Annotated in this window: 16 protein-coding genes; 2 read left to right on the top strand and 14 right to left on the bottom strand. The window is 69.0% G+C overall.

The genetic code is table 11. The features are described 5' to 3' along the window. The 4 genes from rplC to FJ658_RS10350 form a co-directional block, all read right to left on the bottom strand. Complete coding sequence (gene rplC / locus FJ658_RS10365) at positions 1–651, bottom strand: 50S ribosomal protein L3 (RefSeq protein WP_141145295.1); 651 nt, start codon at positions 649–651, stop codon at positions 1–3. A 25-nt stretch (positions 652–676) separates the two neighbouring features. Further along, positions 677–985, bottom strand: a complete 309-nt coding sequence (gene rpsJ / locus FJ658_RS10360; protein ID WP_141145294.1) for a 30S ribosomal protein S10 — start codon at positions 983–985, stop codon at positions 677–679. Between the two features lie 433 nt (positions 986–1,418). After that, on the bottom strand, positions 1,419–2,105 hold the full coding sequence (locus tag FJ658_RS10355; protein WP_141145293.1) for a YoaK family protein: 687 nt from the start codon (positions 2,103–2,105) through the stop codon (positions 1,419–1,421). Positions 2,106–2,176: 71 nt separating this feature from the next. Then, positions 2,177–3,154 (bottom strand): DNA topoisomerase IB, encoded by a 978-nt coding sequence (locus tag FJ658_RS10350; RefSeq protein WP_141145292.1) that lies wholly within the window; start codon positions 3,152–3,154, stop codon positions 2,177–2,179. A gap of 69 nt (positions 3,155–3,223) precedes the next feature. On the opposite strand from FJ658_RS10350, the gene FJ658_RS10345 reads away from it, so the two are divergent. Both FJ658_RS10345 and FJ658_RS10340 read left to right on the top strand, forming a co-directional pair. After that, the gene (locus FJ658_RS10345) at positions 3,224–3,958 is read left to right on the top strand and encodes a nucleoside/nucleotide kinase family protein (RefSeq protein ID WP_141145291.1); all 735 of its coding nucleotides are present in this window, start codon (positions 3,224–3,226) and stop codon (positions 3,956–3,958) included. A gap of 4 nt (positions 3,959–3,962) precedes the next feature. Then, complete coding sequence (locus tag FJ658_RS10340) at positions 3,963–5,246, top strand: MalY/PatB family protein (RefSeq protein WP_141145290.1); 1,284 nt, start codon at positions 3,963–3,965, stop codon at positions 5,244–5,246. A 77-nt stretch (positions 5,247–5,323) separates the two neighbouring features. Here FJ658_RS10340 and FJ658_RS10335 read toward each other — a convergent pair whose 3' ends face one another. The 10 genes from FJ658_RS10335 to pilM form a co-directional block, all read right to left on the bottom strand. Then, positions 5,324–6,289, bottom strand: a complete 966-nt coding sequence (locus FJ658_RS10335; RefSeq protein WP_141145289.1) for a carbohydrate ABC transporter permease — start codon at positions 6,287–6,289, stop codon at positions 5,324–5,326. Beyond that, positions 6,289–7,488, bottom strand: coding sequence for a carbohydrate ABC transporter permease (locus FJ658_RS10330; RefSeq protein WP_255447681.1), 1,200 nt, complete (start codon positions 7,486–7,488; stop codon positions 6,289–6,291). The genes FJ658_RS10335 and FJ658_RS10330 overlap by 1 nt, the downstream gene beginning before the upstream one ends. A 217-nt stretch (positions 7,489–7,705) precedes the next feature. Further along, positions 7,706–9,028, bottom strand: a complete 1,323-nt coding sequence (locus FJ658_RS10325) for an ABC transporter substrate-binding protein (protein WP_141145287.1) — start codon at positions 9,026–9,028, stop codon at positions 7,706–7,708. 292 nt (positions 9,029–9,320) lie between these two features. Next, positions 9,321–10,514, bottom strand: a complete 1,194-nt coding sequence (tuf, locus tag FJ658_RS10320; RefSeq protein ID WP_141145286.1) for an elongation factor Tu — start codon at positions 10,512–10,514, stop codon at positions 9,321–9,323. 118 nt (positions 10,515–10,632) lie between these two features. Further along, a complete protein-coding gene (gene fusA, locus FJ658_RS10315) occupies positions 10,633–12,747 on the bottom strand; it encodes an elongation factor G (protein ID WP_141145285.1) in 2,115 nt (704 codons plus the stop codon). A gap of 74 nt (positions 12,748–12,821) precedes the next feature. Further along, complete coding sequence (rpsG, locus tag FJ658_RS10310) at positions 12,822–13,292, bottom strand: 30S ribosomal protein S7 (protein ID WP_141145284.1); 471 nt, start codon at positions 13,290–13,292, stop codon at positions 12,822–12,824. After that, complete coding sequence (gene rpsL, locus FJ658_RS10305; RefSeq protein ID WP_141145283.1) at positions 13,292–13,666, bottom strand: 30S ribosomal protein S12; 375 nt, start codon at positions 13,664–13,666, stop codon at positions 13,292–13,294. Before rpsL ends, rpsG begins: the two co-directional genes overlap by 1 nt. 381 nt (positions 13,667–14,047) lie before the next feature. Beyond that, the gene (locus tag FJ658_RS10295) at positions 14,048–14,788 is read right to left on the bottom strand and encodes a hypothetical protein (RefSeq protein ID WP_141145282.1); all 741 of its coding nucleotides are present in this window, start codon (positions 14,786–14,788) and stop codon (positions 14,048–14,050) included. Next, positions 14,785–15,564 (bottom strand): hypothetical protein, encoded by a 780-nt coding sequence (locus FJ658_RS10290; protein WP_141145281.1) that lies wholly within the window; start codon positions 15,562–15,564, stop codon positions 14,785–14,787. The genes FJ658_RS10295 and FJ658_RS10290 overlap by 4 nt, the downstream gene beginning before the upstream one ends. Beyond that, a complete protein-coding gene (gene pilM, locus FJ658_RS10285) occupies positions 15,561–16,610 on the bottom strand; it encodes a type IV pilus assembly protein PilM (RefSeq protein ID WP_141145280.1) in 1,050 nt (349 codons plus the stop codon). Before pilM ends, FJ658_RS10290 begins: the two co-directional genes overlap by 4 nt. Positions 16,611–16,621: the final 11 nt, after the last annotated feature.

Genomic DNA, 16,621 nt, shown 5'->3' with positions numbered 1-16,621 from the left:
TCACTTCTCCTTCACGGCGGTGCGGACGAAGACGAGGCGGCCACGGGCACCGGGAACGGCGCCCTTGACCAGGATCAGACCCTTGTCGGCGTCGACGGCGTGCACCTTGAGGTTCTGCACCGTGACGCGCTCGCCGCCCATGCGACCGGCCATGCGCATGCCCTTGAAGACACGGCTGGGGGTCGAGGAGGCGCCGATCGAGCCGGGCTTGCGGTGGTTGCGGTGCGCACCGTGCGAAGCGGAGACGCCCTTGAAGTTGTGGCGCTTCATGACGCCCGCGAAGCCCTTGCCCTTGCTGGTGCCGACGACGTCGACGTACTGGCCGGCCTCGAAGATGTCGACCGCGAGCTCCTGGCCGAGGGTGTACTCGGCGGCGTCGGGGGTGCGCACCTCGGTGAGGTGGCGGCGCGGCGTCACGCCGGCCTTCTCGAAGTGGCCGCCCTTGGGCTGGTTGACCTTGCGCGGGTCGATCTGGCCGTAGGCGATCTGCACGGCGGTGTAGCCGTCGACCTCCTGCGAGCGGATCTGGGTCACGACGTTGGGGGTGATCTGGACCACGGTCACGGGAACGAGCTTGTTGTTCTCGTCCCAGACCTGGGTCATGCCGAGCTTGGTGCCCAGCAGACCCTTGGTCGTCTTGAGAGCAGACATGGGAATCCTTCTGGTGGGAGCTCGGCTAGAGCTTGATCTCGATGTTGACGTCCGCCGGCAGGTCGAGACGCATGAGCGAGTCGACGGCCTTCGGCGTCGGGTCGACGATGTCGATCAGGCGCTTGTGGGTGCGCTTCTCGAAGTGCTCGCGGGAGTCCTTGTACTTGTGGGGGCTGCGGATCACGACCACCACGTTCTTCTCCGTCGGAAGCGGCACCGGACCGACGACGGTCGCTCCGGCGCGGGTGACGGTGTCGACGATCTTGCGGGCCGACGCGTCGAGACCGGCGTGGTCGTACGACTTCAGTCGGATGCGGATCTTCTGTCCGGCCATACTCAACTCTCTTCTATCTGCTCGGCGCACGGGTCGGGCCCGTTCGCCTTGCGCTGCACTTCTGCTGGCGCACCACTGTTCTTCTGTCAATCCGCGTCCTGCGCACCTCGCGCGGCGGACCGCGCGCGGCACACGTCTCTCCCGTGTTCACCGAGAGAGTCGGATTCGATTGAAGCTTCGCTCTGCTGCCCGCGGCCCAACCTTCACGCGATCCGGCGCGAGGCCTGGAATCGGGGGTTGTGCACTGCACTGGCAGTGATCCGCGCGCATGCGCACGGAATGTTGAACTAGAGGAGTCTGCCACAGGGTCCGGCCGCCGTGCAACCCGGGCGTGTCGCGTTCGGCGTGTCGTCTCGAGGCCCGTGTTCTCGGGCGAGTCGAGCCCGGCTCGGGATGCGCGCCGCGCGCCGCTCGGCGACGCTCTCGAGCCGCCTCAAACGCGCGAGCGGGAGCGGTCGGCGACGAGCAGTACGGCCAGCGACGCCCCCACGACCACGGCCGACAGCAGCAGGGCGAGCCCGCCGCCGACGAGGCTCACCGCGGCGGCGCCGAGTGCGGCGCCGAAGCCCATCGCGACCACCGCCAGCAGCCGCGGGATCCACCGCTCCCCCGGTCCGCCGCCGAGCCGGCTGTCGCGGGCCAGGTTCGCGATCGTGTTGGTCACGACGATCGTGGTGACGTCGCTGTTGCCGATCGGCTTCACCGCCGACACCTGCACGCCCATCGCGACGGCCAGCAGCACGGTGACGATCAGCTGCAGCGGCCCGGCCAGATCGCCGAGCGCGAGCCAGACGATCGACAGCACGAGGAACACGAGGGCGACGAGCCCGAGGGCGATCGCGCTGCTGCGCGGCAGGCTGCGCTCGGGATGCCCGCGCCCGACCAGCCGGCCGCCGACGATCGATCCCGCGACGAATCCGAGCAGGGCGAGCAGGTTGTTGAGGAACGGGATGCCGCCCACGCCCATCGCCGCGAAGCCGAGGAAGAGGACGTTGCCGGTCATGTTGCCGGTGAAGACGCGATCGAGCGCGAGGTAGCTGGCCGCATCCACGATGCCGGTGGATGCGGTGAGCAGCAGCAGCCCGAGCACCGAGACGCGCGGGTGGATGGGCGTCGGCACCGCACCACCCTAGCGATGGCGCAGCGGGCGCGACGTGCGCTCCGGGTTCCCCGTCGTCGCCCCGCTCCGACTCAGGAGAAGAGCAGCGCCCGCAGCTCCGACTCCACCGCGTCGGTGCGCCGCGGGTCGATCGTGACGCCGTCGTCGTAGAGGTCGACGATGCGCGGATCGACGTAGCTGGCCCGCGCGATGGCCGGGGTGTTGCTCAGCACCGCCGACGCGTCGCGCATCGCCTGCGCCACCGCGCGCTTGCGCGCCGTCGGCGTGCGCTCGGGCCCGTGCTGCGCCAGGCTCACCGCGGCCGCCGCGGTGCCGTGCAGGGTGCGGAAGTCCTTGGCGGTGAAGTCTCCCCCGGTGCGGGCGCGCACATCCTCGTTGATCTCGGCGGCGCCGAGCGGATGCCACCCGCGCCCGTCGTGCCAGGCGAGCAGCCGCGCCCGGCCGCCGCGCCGCTTGAGCCGCGCGACGATCGCGGCGAGGTCGGGGTCGCGGATGTCGGACTCCCACTCCTGCCCGCTCTTCGCGGGGAAGCGCAGCTCGACCGTGTCGCCGCCGCGCACGGTCGCGTGGGCGCCGAGCAGCGTCGAGAGCCCGAACGACCCGTGCTCGGCGGCGTACTGCTCCGAACCGACCCGCAGGCTGCCGGAGTCGAGCATCCGGAACGCGGCCGCGAGCGCCTGCGCGCGGTCGACGCCGGCCGGGGTGTCGCGCCGCAGGTCGATCGTCACCTGCCGACGCGCGGCCGGCAGCGTCTCGGCCAGGGCGAGCGCGCGGTCGTGCTTGATGCGGTCCTTCTGCTCGCGCCAGGTCGGGTGGTAGATGTACTGCCGCCGCCCCGCGCCGTCGACGCCGGTCGCCTGGATGTGGCCGTTCGGGAACGGCGCGATCCACACCTCGGTCCACGCCGGCGGGATCGCGAGGGCGTCGAACCGCCGTTTGAGCTCCGCGTCGCGCACGGTCGCGCCGTCGGCGTCGCGATAGCCGAAGCCGCGTCCGGAGCGCACGCGGTGATAGCCGGGGCCCGCGGAGTCGCTGCGACGGAGACGCATGCCGTCACGCTAGGGCGGCGCGGGCGGCGAGGATGCCCGCACGCAGGTCGCATCCAGCAGGATGGAGGCGTGCCTCCATCCGACGTCGCCGCGCCGCGTATCCCGGGCCTCGGCGCCCTCGCCGACCGGGCGCTCGCGCTGAGCGCCACCCGCGCGAGCGGCGGCGACGGCGGACGCGTCGTGATCGGCATCGCCGGCAGCCCCGGCGCCGGCAAGACGACGCTCGCGAAGGCGCTCGTCGCGCTGCTCAACCAGCGTGCGGGCGTCGCCGACGGCTCGGCCGCCGACCCGGGAGCGATCGCCGGCTACCTGCCGCTCGACGGATTCCACCTGGCGAACTCGACGCTCGACCGGCTCGGCATCCACGACCGCAAGGGCGCCATCGACACCTTCGACGGCTGGGGCTTCGTCGGCCTGCTGCACCGGGTGCGCCGCGAGTCGGACCACACGGTCTACGCCCCCGGCTTCAGCCGCGACGTGGATGAGGGGGTCGCCGGCGAGATCGCGATCGAGCCTCAGCACCGCATCGTGATCGTCGAGGGCAACTACCTGCTCGACGACGCCGACCCCTGGGAGCGCGTGCGCGACCTGCTCGACGAGGCCTGGTTCTGCGCGGCCCCCGACGACGCGCGCGTCGAGCGGCTCGTCGACCGCCACACCCGCCACGGCCGCAGCGTCGAGGCGGCGACGGCCTGGGCGCACGACGTCGACGGCGTCAACGCCGAGCGCATCGAGCGCAGCTCCTCGCGCGCCGTGCTGCGCGTCTCGGGACTGGACGGGCGCGTGCTCGACCCGATGGACTGAGCCGATGACCGACGGATCCGCCGCCCCTGGCTCTCGCCCTCTGGTGCGCGCCGAGCCGCTCGCCGTCCTGCGGCGCCGCACGAGCGAGAAGTGGGTCGCGCATCCCGACGACGTGCTGCCGATGTTCGTCGCCGAGATGGACTACCCGCTCGCGCCCGTCGTGCAGCGCGCGCTCGGCGAGCGGATCGCGGCATCCGACACCGGCTACCACGCCGACGCCGCACCGGTCGCCCACGCCTTCGCCGGGTTCGCCGCCCGCCGCTGGGGCTGGTCGGTCGACCCGGCCGGCGTGACCACCACGACCGACGTCAGCGTCGCGGTCGTCGAGACGCTGCGCCGCGTGCTCGCGCCCGGCGACGGCGTCATCGTGATGCCGCCCGTGTACCCGCCGTTCTGGGGCTTCGTCGAGGAGGCCGGTGGCACGGTCGTCGAGGTCCCGCTGCTCGGCCCGGACGCCGGGGGCGACGGCGCCACGGCGACGGACGACGGCGCGATCGCGGCCGATGCCGACGAGGCGGACTCGGGCCCGGCATCCAGCACGATCCCGGCCGCGGACTGGTCGATGGATCTCGCCGGCATCGAGCGCGCCCTGGCCGCCGGCGCCCGCGCGATCCTGCTCTGCAACCCGCACAACCCGCTCGGCCTCGTGCATCCGCGGGACGAGCTCGAGCGCCTGGCCGAGCTCGCGCTCGCCCACGACGCCGTCGTGGTCAGCGACGAGATCCACGGCCCGCTGACCCGGGCCTGCGTCGACTTCACGCCGTTCCTGTCGGTGTCGGATGCGGCGCGCGAGATCGGCATCGCGACGCCATCGGCGTCGAAGGCGTTCAACCTCGCCGGGGTGAAGTGCGCGCTCATCGTCGCACAGTCGACGCGCGGCCGCGCCGTGCTCGCGGGTCTGCCCGAGGAGGTGCTGTGGCGCACGAGCATCCTGGGCGCCGCCGCGACGCGAGCGGCCTACGCCGAGGGCGACGACTGGCTCGACGGCACGGTCGCCGCGATCGCGGATAGCCGTGCGGTGCTCACCGAGGCGCTGCCGCGCATCCTGCCGGGCGCGGTGCTGCACTCGCCCGACGCGTCGTACGTCGCCTGGATCGACCTGCGCGGAGCCGGGTTCGGCGACGAGCCGGCGCCGCGCATCCTGACCGAGGCGAAGGTGGCGCTCAGCCCGGGCGTCGAGTTCAGCCGCGACCGCCGCGAGGGCGCCGGCTTCGTGCGCATGAACATCGCCTGCGATCCCGCGCTGATCGTCGAGGCGCTGACGCGGATCGCCCGCCTCCCCCGCTGACCGCCCGGCCGGAGCCGGGCGATGCGGGAGAGACGGGCGAGGGAGCGCGGTCGAGCGCCGTGGCGTCGGCGCCCGCGTCAGCCCTTCGTCGCGCCGGCCAGCAGGCCGCGCACGAAGAACCGCTGCAGCGAGAAGAACACGACCAGCGGCACGATGATCGAGATGAACGCGCCCGCCGACTGCAGGTACCACTGGGCGCCCCACGAGCCGGAGAGCGAGTTCAGCGTCTGCGTCAACGGCAGCGATGACGACGGCGCGAAGATCGTCGCCACGAGCAGGTCGTTCCAGACCCAGAGGAACTGGAAGATCGCGAAGGAGGCGATCGCCGGCATCGCCAGCGGCAGGATCAGGCGGAAGAAGATCTGCCCGTGCCCGGCGCCGTCGACGCGGGCGGCCTCGATGATCTCGCCCGGGATCTCGCTGATGAAGTTGTGCAGGATGAAGATCGCCAGCGGCATCGCGAAGATCGCGTGGGCGATCCAGACCGTCGCGAAGCTGTGGTCGACGTCTCGGAGAGTGAAGCCCGGGAACAGCTCGACGCCGTTGATCGTCAGACCGCGCGAGAACAGGCTGAGCAGCGGCACCAGCGCCATCTGGATCGGCACGATCTGCAGCGCGAACACGCCGACGAACACGATGCTGCGTCCCTTGAAGGGGATCCAGGCGAAGGCGTAGGCGGCGAGCGACGCGACCGCGATCGGGATGATCGTGGCCGGGATCGCGATGGCCAGCGAGTTGATGAACGACTGGCCCAGCGTGAGCGCCGTGCCACCCGAGGTCATCGCATCCGCGTAGTTCTGCAGCGTGAACGACGGGTTCGTGAACACCGTCCACCAGCCGGTGGTCGCCGAGTCGGCGCCGGGGCGGAACGACGTGACGAACAGGCCGAAGGTCGGGATCGTCCAGACGACGGCGATCACGATCGCCGCCAGGGTCGCGCCCCGCGAGGTCAGCTTGTTGCGCGCATCCTTCTCCTGGCGCTTCACCTCGCGCGCCGTCAGCGCGGTCGCGGCGCGGATGCCGGGCTCGTCGATGGCGGTCATCAGCGGATCTCCTTCTGCTTGCGCATCTGCCGCACGTTGTAGATGATCAGCGGCAGCACGAACAGGAACAGCACCACGGCCAGCGCCGAGGAGTGCCCGTAGCTCTGGAAGCGCTGCTGCTGGTTCACCATCTCGAAGCCGAGCACGGTGCTGTTGTTCCGGCCGCCGGTCATCACGGCGACGATGTCGTAGACCTTGAGCGACGCGATCGTGATGGTCGTCAGCACGACCACGATCGACGAGCGGATGCCCGGCACCGTGACGTTGCGGAAGACCTCCCACGCGTTCGCCCCATCGAGGCGCGCGGCCTCGATCTGCTCGCCCGGCACCGCCTTGATCGCGGCCGAGAGCAGCACCATCGCGAAGCCGGTCTGCGTCCAGATGAACACGATCAGCAGGCAGAAGGTGTTGATGAGCGGCTGCGCCGCGAGCCATGACACCGGCTCGCCGCCGAGTCCCGTGACGATCGCGTTGAGCAGGCCGACCTGGTCGCCCTGCCGGAAGTCGTAGACGAACTTCCAGATGATGCCGGCGCCGACGAACGAGATCGCGACGGGCATGAAGACGAGCACCTTGAGGAACTTCTCGCCGCGCGCCCGGTCGATGAAGACCGCGTAGACGAGCCCGATCACGGTCGAGAACAGCGGCGCGACCAGGGCCCAGATCAGCGTGTTGATGACCGACCAGAACCCGTCGGGGTTCGTGAACGTCCAGGCGTAGTTCTCGAGCCCGACGAAGGTGTCGCCGGTCTTGTCGAAGAACGACTGCCAGATCGTCGACAGCGCCGGGTAGACGAGGCCGAGCAGCAGGAGCAGCGCCGCCGGCGCCAGGAAGATCACGAGCTGGAAGACGTAGCCCGATCCCGCGCGCGCCCGGTAGTCGGCGAAGAACAGCAGAGCGCCGGCGAGCAGCGCGATGCCGACCACGTAGATCGTCGCGTTCTGGTAGGGCCGCAGCAGCATGAAGGCGAGGAACGGGATGACGAAGCACGCCGCCACCCGCAGCCAGAAGTAGCCCGGGCCCGGGCGGGGCGCGAACTCGATCAGCACGAGGATGACGCCGACGACCGCGGCGAACACGATCGCGATGATCGGGATCTGCAGCAGCGGGTGCAGTCCGCCGATCCAGACGAAGAAGCTGTTGAGCGAGAAGCCGAGCGAGGTCGGCACGGCGCCGTCGACCGGCTGCCGGGTGATCATCACCGCGAAGAGGGCGACGATCGCGATCGCCGCGACCGCGACGATCACCCCCGTCACGCTGCGGGGGATGCGGCGTCTCGAGACGCCGGGACTGACGACGGCCATGGGGGTCTGCCTTCCTGCGCCTCATCGCGCGGGTGGAGGTGGTTCGCCGGGGTCTGAGAAGGGTGAACGGCCGGGGAGGATGCGGCATCCTCCCCGGCCGGGTGTCGCGGGGCTAGTTGTCGTAGCCCGCCTGGATGGCCGCGAGCACGTCGTCGGTGGGCGTGCCGTCGATCCAGCTGACCATGCCCTTCCAGAACGAGCCCGAGCCGACGGTCGCCGGCATCAGATCCGAGGCGTCGAAGCGAACCGTCGTGTCGTCGCTCTGCAGCGTCTTCATCGTCTCGGTCAGGAACTCGCTGGAGGCGAGCGACGGGTCGGCGCCCTTGTTGGCCGAGACCACGCCACCCAGCTTCACGCGGGCGTTGGCGAACTCCGGCGTCGACATGAACTCGACGACCTTCTGCACGTTCTCGTCGTCGCTGAACGCGGTGACGAACTCGCCGCCGGCCTCGACCGAGAGCTGGCCCTCCTCCTCGCCGGGGAGCACGAAGGCGTAGACGTCGCCGTCGGGTGCGATCTTCGGGGTCTCACCCGACTTCGTCTTCGTCTCGAGGAAGTTCGACGAGAGGAACGACGCCTGGTGGGTCATCGGGCAGCTGCCGTCGGCGACCTTCGCCGCGACGTCGCCGAAGGCGGTCGAGTTGATGCTCTTCACGTCGCCGTAGCCGGCGTTGACGTAGTCGGGGTTGAGCAGGATCTCGCCCACCGCGTCGAAGGCCTTCTTGATCTCCGGGTCGGTGAACTTCACCTTGCCGGCCACCCAGTCGTCGTAGACGTCGGGTCCGGACTGGCGCAGCACGAGGTCCTCGATCCAGTCGGTGCCCGGCCAGCCGGACGCCGCGTCGGAGGCGAAGCCGGCGCACCAGGGTGCCGATCCCGTCTTCTCCTGGATCGTCTTCGTCAGGGTGAGCAGCTCATCCCAGGTCTTCGGCACCTCGACGCCCCAGTCGGCGAACTGCGAGGGCGAGTACCAGACGTAGCCCTTGAGGTTGGCGAGCATCGGCGCGGCATAGAACTTGCCGTCGGCGGTGCCGTAGTTCTTCCAGTCCTCGCCCCAGTACTTGTCGACGTTCTTCGAGACCGTGTCGCTGGCCTCCTGCACCTCGCCGGTGTCGATCAGGCTCTTCAGCAGACCGGGCTGGGGCACGATCGCGATGTCGGGGGCCGAGCCACCGGTCACCTTGGTGACGATGTTGCCCTCGAAGCTCTTGTCACCGGTGTACTTGACTTTGATGCCGGTGTCTTTCGTGAACTGATCGAACGACTTGTTCAGGGCGTCGGCCTCGCCGCCCGTGATTCCACCGGAGATCTGCACGGTGGCGCCGGATGCGCCTCCGCTGCTTCCGGTCTCCGCACATCCGGCCAGCGCGAGCGCGGCCACCCCGGCGAACGCCAGGGGCGCGAGCAGACGCCGACGTCGAGTCGAGTTGCGCATCTTTCCTCCTCATCGAGTGCGCGGCCACCGGGTCGCCGACGAGGGGTCGGGTCGCGCCGGGGGAACGCGTGACATCAACTCTCGTTGAGGTGAGGGATGCGCGCAATGGGGGATCATCACGAATCGATAAAGAAACAAAACGTTTTGGGTGCGCAGAGGACGACAGAAGGCGGATGCACGACACGAGTCGGGCATCCGCTGCGGGCGCGCCGCGCATCCACGGCCCCTTCGCCCGCGGGAACGACGAAGGGGCCGAGCCTCGCGGCTCGACCCCTTCAGAAGAAGATCGGAGTTACTTGACGATCTTGGTGACCTTGCCGGCACCTACGGTGCGGCCACCCTCGCGGATGGCGAAGCCGAGGCCCTCCTCCATGGCGATGGGCTGGATCAGCTCAACGGTCATGTCGGTGGTGTCGCCGGGCATGACCATCTCAGTGCCCTCGGGCAGCGTGATGACGCCGGTGACGTCGGTGGTGCGGAAGTAGAACTGCGGACGGTAGTTCGCGTAGAACGGGTTGTGACGGCCGCCCTCGTCCTTGGACAGGATGTACGCCGTGCCCTCGAAGTTGGTGTGCGGCGTGACCGAACCCGGCTTCACGACGACCTGACCGCGCTCGACGTCCTCGCGCTTGGTGCCGCGGAGGAGCAGACCGCAGTTCTCGCCGGCCCAGGCCTCGTCGAGCTGCTTGTGGAACATCTCGATACCCGTGACCGTGGTCTTCTGCGTCGGGCGGATGCCGACGATCTCGACCTCGGAGTTGATCGCGAGGGTGCCGCGCTCGGCGCGACCCGTGACGACCGTTCCACGACCGGTGATGGTGAAGACGTCCTCGATGGGCATGAGGAACGGCTTGTCCTTGTCACGCACCGGGTCGGGGATGTTCTCGTCGACGGCGTCCATCAGGTCGACGATCGACTGGACCCACTTCTCGTCGCCCTCGAGAGCCTTGAGGCCCGAGACGCGCACGACGGGGGCGTTGTCGCCATCGAAGTCCTGGCTGCTGAGCAGCTCGCGGACCTCGAGCTCGACGAGCTCCAGGATCTCCTCGTCGTCGACCATGTCCGACTTGTTCAGGGCGACGAGCAGGTACGGCACACCAACCTGCTTGGCGAGGAGCACGTGCTCACGCGTCTGAGCCATCGGGCCGTCGGTCGCCGCGACCACGAGGATCGCGCCGTCCATCTGAGCGGCACCGGTGATCATGTTCTTGATGTAGTCGGCGTGACCGGGGGCGTCGACGTGCGCGTAGTGGCGCTTCGGGGTCTCGTACTCGACGTGCGAGATGTTGATCGTGATGCCGCGCTGGCGCTCCTCGGGAGCGGAGTCGATCGAGGCGAAGTCGCGCTTCACGTTGACGGCCGACGGGTACTTCTCCGCCAGGGTCTGCGAGATCGCAGCGGTGAGCGTGGTCTTGCCGTGGTCGACGTGACCGATCGTTCCGATGTTGACGTGCGGCTTGGTCCGCTCGAACTTGGCCTTAGCCACTTGGGTCCTCCTAGGACTCGGTTGAGCGCGTCCGGATGGATTCCGGACGCTCCAGGTTGGTGTGTGTAGTTAGTCTACGCAGGCCCGCGAGGGCCCACGGCGCAGAGGCGCTGAGGGCTTATTCGCCCTTGCTCTTCTGCACGATCTCCTCGGCGACGGCCTTCGGCACCTCGGAGTAGCTGTCGAAGGTCATCGAGTAGACGGCGCGGCCCGAGGTCTTCGAGCGCAGGTCGCCGACGTAGCCGAACATCTCCGAGAGCGGCACCTTCGCGCTGACGACCTTGACGCCGGTGGCGTCCTCCATCGACTGGATCTGGCCGCGGCGCGAGTTCAGGTCGCCGATGACGTCGCCCATGTACTCCTCGGGCGTGCGCACCTCGACGGCCATCAGCGGCTCGAGCAGCACGGGGTCCGCACGGCGCGCGGCCTCCTTGTACGCCATCGAGCCGGCGATCTTGAACGCCATCTCCGAGGAGTCGACGTCGTGCGAGGCGCCGTCGACGAGGGTCGCCTTGACGCCCACGGTCGGGTAGCCGGCCAGAACGCCGACCTGCATGGCGTCCTGGATGCCGTGGTCGACCGAGGGGATGTACTCGCGCGGCACGCGACCACCGGTGACGGCGTTCACGAACTCGTACGAGGTCTCCGGGGTGACCTCCAGCGGCTCGAGCGAGATCTGCACCTTCGCGAACTGACCGGATCCACCGGTCTGCTTCTTGTGGGTGTAGTCGTACTTCTCGACCGTGCGACGCAGCGTCTCGCGGTAGGCCACCTGGGGCTTGCCGACGTTGGCCTCGACGTTGAACTCGCGCTTCATGCGGTCGACGAGGATGTCGAGGTGGAGCTCGCCCATGCCCTTGATGATGGTCTGGCCGGTCTCCTGGTTCTGCTCGGTGCGGAACGTCGGGTCCTCTTCGGCCAGCTTCTGGATCGCGGTGCCCAGCTTCTCCTGGTCGGCCTTGGTCTTCGGCTCGATGGCGACCTCGATGACGGGCTCGGGGAACGTCATCGACTCGAGGATGACCTGCGCGTTCGGGTCGCTGAGGGTGTCACCGGTGGTGGTGTCCTTCAGGCCGATGACCGCGTAGATGTGACCGGCGGTGACCGAGTCGACCGGGTTCTCCTTGTTGGCGTGCATCTGGAAGATCTTCCCGATGCGCTCCTTCTTGCCCTTGGTCGAGTTGATGATCTGCGCGCCCGAGTCGAGCTTGCCCGAGTAGACGCGGATGTAGGTCAGACGACCGAAGAACGGGTGCGTCATGATCTTGAAGGCCAGCGCCGAGAACGGCTCGGCCGAGTCGGCCTTGCGCTCGATGACCTTCTCCTCGTCGCGGATGTCGTGACCCTCGACGGCCGGCACGTCGAGCGGCGACGGCAGGTAGTCCACCACCGCGTCGAGCATCGGCTGCACGCCGCGGTTCTTGAAGGCCGAGCCGCAGAACACGGGGTAGATCGCCGAGTCGAGCACGAGCTTGCGGATCGCGCCCTTGATCTCGGGGATCGTGAGCTCCTCGCCGCCGAAGAACTTCTCGAGCAGCGCGTCGTCGGTCTCGGCGACGGTCTCGAGCAGCAGCTGGCGGTACTCATTGGCCTTCTCGACCAGGTCGGCGGGGATCTCCTCGACCGCGTACTCGGCGCCCATCTTGACGTCGCCCTTGGCGTCGCCGCGCCAGGTCTTGGCGTTCATCTCGACCAGGTCGACGACGCCCTCGAACGAGGACTCCGAGCCGATCGGGAGCTGCATGACCAGCGGCTTCGCGCCAAGGCGCTTCACGATGGTGTCGACGGTGAAGTAGAAGTCGGCGCCCAGCTTGTCCATCTTGTTGACGAAGCAGATGCGGGGCACGTCGTACTTGTCGGCCTGACGCCAGACGGTCTCCGACTGGGGCTCGACGCCCTCCTTGCCGTCGAACACGGCGACAGCGCCGTCGAGCACGCGGAGGTTGCGCTCCACCTCGACGGTGAAATCCACGTGTCCGGGGGTGTCGATGATGTTGAGCTGGGTGCCCTTCCAGAAGGCGGTCGTCGCGGCGGACGTGATGGTGATGCCGCGCTCCTGCTCCTGCGCCATCCAGTCCATCGTCGCGGCGCCGTCGTGCACCTCGCCGATCTTGTGGGTGATGCCCGTGTAGAACAGGATGCGCTCGGTCGTGGTGGTCTTGCCGGCATCGATGTGCGCCATGATGCCGAAGTTGCGGACCTTGTTGAGGTCGGTGAGCACGTCCTGTGCCACGGGGTTTCCTTCCGGGAGAAAGTGGATGCGGGGAGCGGGGCCGTGGGGTCACGACCCCGCTCGACGCGGAGCTGTTACCAGCGGTAGTGCGCGAAGGCCTTGTTCGACTCGGCCATCTTGTGGGTGTCCTCGCGACGCTTGACAGCGGCGCCGAGACCGTTCGACGCGTCGAGGATCTCGTTGGTGAGACGCTCGGTCATCGTCTTCTCGCGACGCGACTTCGCGTAGCTGGTCAACCAGCGCAGCGCGAGGGTGTTCGCGCGGTGCGGCTTGACCTCGACGGGCACCTGGTAGGTCGAACCGCCGACGCGGCGGCTCTTGACCTCGAGGGTGGGGCGCACGTTGTCGAGCGCCTTCTTGAGCACCTGGACGGCATCCTGACCGGACTTCGAGGCGACGCCCGAGAGCGCGTCGTAGACGATGCGCTCGGCGAGGCCCTTCTTGCCATCGACCAGGATCTTGTTGACGAGCTGGCTCACGACGGGCGCGCCGTACACCGGATCGGCGACGACGGGGCGCTTCGGAGCGGGTCCCTTGCGAGGCATTACTTCTTGTCCTTCTTCGCGCCGTAGCGGCTGCGGGCCTGCTGACGGTTCTTCACGGCCTGGGTGTCGAGCGCGCCGCGCACGATCTTGTAGCGGACGCCGGGGAGGTCCTTCACACGACCACCGCGCACGAGCACCATCGAGTGCTCCTGCAGGTTGTGGCCCTCACCGGGGATGTAGGCGGTGACCTCGGTGCCGTTCGAGAGCTTCACACGGGCGACCTTGCGGAGCGCGGAGTTCGGCTTCTTCGGGGTGGTGGTGTAGACGCGGGTGCAGACGCCGCGCTGCTGGGGGTTCGCCTTCAGGGCGGGAGCCTTGGTCTTGACGACCTTCGGCGTGCGGCCCTTGCGCACCAGCTGCTGAATGGTGGGCACTACTGATTCTCCTTGTCGCTGCACGGTGACAGCGTTGTGATGGATTGGATTTCGGCCATCGTCATCCGCCTCGACCCGCCCGCTGCGAGCAGTGGGATCGGAGACCGGCGGATATGCCGTGGGGGTGGGCTGTTGGGCTCCTCTGGCGAGGATCCCGGTGAGCCGGCTTCCCGAGTGCACGACGAAGCGCACACACGCGGTCAAGATTACCCCGCATGACGGGTGCCGTGCAAGGCGGCGGCCCGCCCGCTCCCCCGTCAACGCGTAACGCCCCGCCGGGGTACCCGGCGGGGCGCACGCGTGCAAGATCAGCGGAGGGAGTGCTGCTTGCAGTCGGTCCGGCGGCGGGACGGCCGCCGGGGTCTGGATGGATCGGTGAGGTCAGCCGTTCGTCGGCGTCGCCGCCGCTGCGTCGCTCGCGACGACTGAGGCTGCGGTGTCACTGAGGGCGTAGATGTTTCCGTCGAGCGTCGCGCTCGTGCCGCCGCCCTCCTCCTGGGTGAGCGTCACGCCGGTGATCAGGATGAGACGATCGCCGTCCTGGAGCTGACGGATGAACTCGAGCACCTGGTCACGATTGCCCGTCAGCGAGATCGACAGCTTGATGACGACGAAGTTCGACGCGGTGACCGCACCGTTCGTCAGCGGGCCGTCGGTCGCGACCGGCGCGGCGGCCTCAGCGGCAGCGGACGCCGTCTCCGACGGCGATGCCGACGGAGAAGCACTCTCGCCCTCGGCCGCCGGGTCGGCGGCGGGCGCCGTGGCGGCAGGCGGCGCGTAGGCGACAGCCGGCGAGACGTCGAGCGACTGAACCGCGGCGCCGGTGGCGGCGCTGATGCTGTTTAGCTGTGCAATGAACGCGGCGCCGTCGACTCCCGCCGGCAACTTCTTGCGGATCTCGGCCGCCTGTGACTCGAGGCCGCTCTTGTCGGCCGACGCGGCCTTGAGGTCGCTGATCTTCGTGCGCAGGTCGGTGAGTTGCGAGTCGATCGTGGACTTGTCGGATGCCGCGGTGGCGATCACGCCGAGCTGCGGCTGCACGCCGAGCAGCACACCGCCCGCCACGAGGGCGATGCAGACGAGCGCGGTCAGCAGGTACCAGATGCGGTTATCGAGCTTCACTGGTCGTCGCCCTTCGGCTTCGGCGCGTACTTGTACGAGTAGGCGTTCTTGTCGATGTGCATTACGAGCTCCACGGTGTAGGCGCCGGTGGTCTCGTCGCGCGAGTAGCTGGTCGGCGCCGCGTCGACGAAACCGGGCAGGCCCGAAAGGCTGTTGATCCAGTCGGGGATGCTCGGAGCGGTCTGTGACTCGGCACTGAAGGTGAGCGTGCCGATGCGGGAGCCCTCGAGCGGCGTGTCGGACTGCGTGTAGGCCTCCTCGATCCCCTGGCTGTCGGCCGTGACGCTGGTGATGGTCACGCCGGCCGGAAGAGTTCCTTGCAGCTGGGTGATGTAGCCGGCCCAGTCGATGTCGCTCGATCCGCCGACCTGCAGTGCGGCGTCGCCGGTGGCGATCAGCGACTGCGTCTTGCTGATCTCACTGAATTTCGCGAGCTCGAGGTTGAGCTGGTCGACCTCATTGCGGGCGTCCTGCACCGCGTTCTGCGCGGCGAATCCGAGGTACCAGGATCCACCGACCGCAGCAGCGACGACGATCACGACGACGAAGACGAGCAGTCGCAGGTTGCGACGGATGCTGCGCTTGCGGCGGTTGTCGTAGATCTCCGGCGGCAGCAGGTTCGCGCGCGGCGACAGGGCGAGGGCCGGCGCAGGACCGGTCTTGACCTTCGCCGGCTTCGCGACCGGCGCGACCGCGGTCTCGGTCGAAGCGTCGACGGGAGCCGATGCCTCCGCCTTGACCTTGGGCTTTCCGATGGGGCGGGTGAGGATGCTCATGCCTTGCTCCCCAGTGCGAGGCCGGCCGCGACGGGCACGCCGGCGAGATCGGCGCGGAGCCGGTCGGTGTCGACCGACTTCGCGATGGTGAATCGGCTCAGCGGGTCGGGCACGCCGACCGGCAGTCGGATCGCGTCGGCGACCGCGGCCGGCAGTCCGGCGAGCTGCGCGCCGCCGCCCGACAGGTAGGCGCGGTCGAGCCGCACGCCCTGGTGGGTGTTGACGAAGAAGCTCAGCGTGTTGCGGATGCTGTCGAGCAGCTCCGAGGTCGCACCGGCGATCGCCTCGACGGCCGGCTTCCAGTCGGGAGCGACGTTCTCGGAGTTGAGGCCGAAGCCGCGCTTGACCTTGTCGCTCTGCGCGGCGTCGAGTCCGAGCCGGCGCACGAGCGCCTGCGTGATGTCCTCGCCGCCGCTCTGGATGATGCGCACGAACTGCGGCACGCCGTTCGCGGCGATCACCACGCTCGTCGTGGTGGCGCCGATGTGCACGATCGCGACGGTGTCGCGCGAGTCGGAGGTCGGAACGAGCGCGCGGGTGAGCGCGAACGGGATGAGGTCGACCTCGACCGGGTCGAGCCCCGCGGCCTGCACGGCCTCGACGTTCTTCAGCACCGGCTCCTTGACGGCCGCGATGAGCAGGCCGTTCACGACGTCGGCGTTCTCCGAACGACCCGCGGACACGGGGTAGAAGTCGAGGATCGCGTCGGCGACCGGCACCGGCAGCAGCTCCTGCACCTGGAAGGGCAGGGACTCCTTGATCTGCGCGAGCGGCATCTGCGGCACGGAGACGTCGCGCACCATCACGCGCTGGTTGCCCATGCCGAGCACGACCTTCTTGCTCTTGAAGCCGGCGGTCGCCCACAGCTGCTTGAGCACGGCGGAGACGGTGCCCACCTCGAGCACCTCTCCCTTCTGAATGGCCGTCGCGGGAACCGCGACGGAGTGATAGCGCAACAGCGTGGGCTTGGGCTTGCCGGGGTCCGCGAGTTCCGCGGCCCGGATCACCCCGTTCCCGATGTCGAGCCCGACGATCGTCGAAGCCATTTTCTCCCCCT

This window comes from Schumannella sp. 10F1B-5-1, assembly GCF_006517535.1.
GTDB lineage: Bacteria > Actinomycetota > Actinomycetes > Actinomycetales > Microbacteriaceae > Schumannella.
This window is presented reverse-complemented; position numbering and strand designations above follow the sequence as displayed.

What these genes read in the sequence shown, in the direction of transcription:
- FJ658_RS10330 (WP_255447681.1), bottom strand. Translation starts at nt 7,488, where the DNA reads ATGATCACCCGGCAGCCGGTCGACGGCGCCGTGCCGACCTCGCTCGGC.
- pilM (WP_141145280.1), bottom strand. Translation starts at nt 16,610, where the DNA reads ATGGCTTCGACGATCGTCGGGCTCGACATCGGGAACGGGGTGATCCGG.
- FJ658_RS10325 (WP_141145287.1), bottom strand. Translation starts at nt 9,028, where the DNA reads ATGCGCAACTCGACTCGACGTCGGCGTCTGCTCGCGCCCCTGGCGTTC.
- FJ658_RS10350 (WP_141145292.1), bottom strand. Translation starts at nt 3,154, where the DNA reads ATGCGTCTCCGTCGCAGCGACTCCGCGGGCCCCGGCTATCACCGCGTG.
- FJ658_RS10335 (WP_141145289.1), bottom strand. Translation starts at nt 6,289, where the DNA reads ATGACCGCCATCGACGAGCCCGGCATCCGCGCCGCGACCGCGCTGACG.
- rpsG (WP_141145284.1), bottom strand. Translation starts at nt 13,292, where the DNA reads ATGCCTCGCAAGGGACCCGCTCCGAAGCGCCCCGTCGTCGCCGATCCG.
- rpsJ (WP_141145294.1), bottom strand. Translation starts at nt 985, where the DNA reads ATGGCCGGACAGAAGATCCGCATCCGACTGAAGTCGTACGACCACGCC.
- rplC (WP_141145295.1), bottom strand. Translation starts at nt 651, where the DNA reads ATGTCTGCTCTCAAGACGACCAAGGGTCTGCTGGGCACCAAGCTCGGC.
- FJ658_RS10340 (WP_141145290.1), top strand. Translation starts at nt 3,963, where the DNA reads ATGACCGACGGATCCGCCGCCCCTGGCTCTCGCCCTCTGGTGCGCGCC.
- FJ658_RS10290 (WP_141145281.1), bottom strand. Translation starts at nt 15,564, where the DNA reads ATGAGCATCCTCACCCGCCCCATCGGAAAGCCCAAGGTCAAGGCGGAG.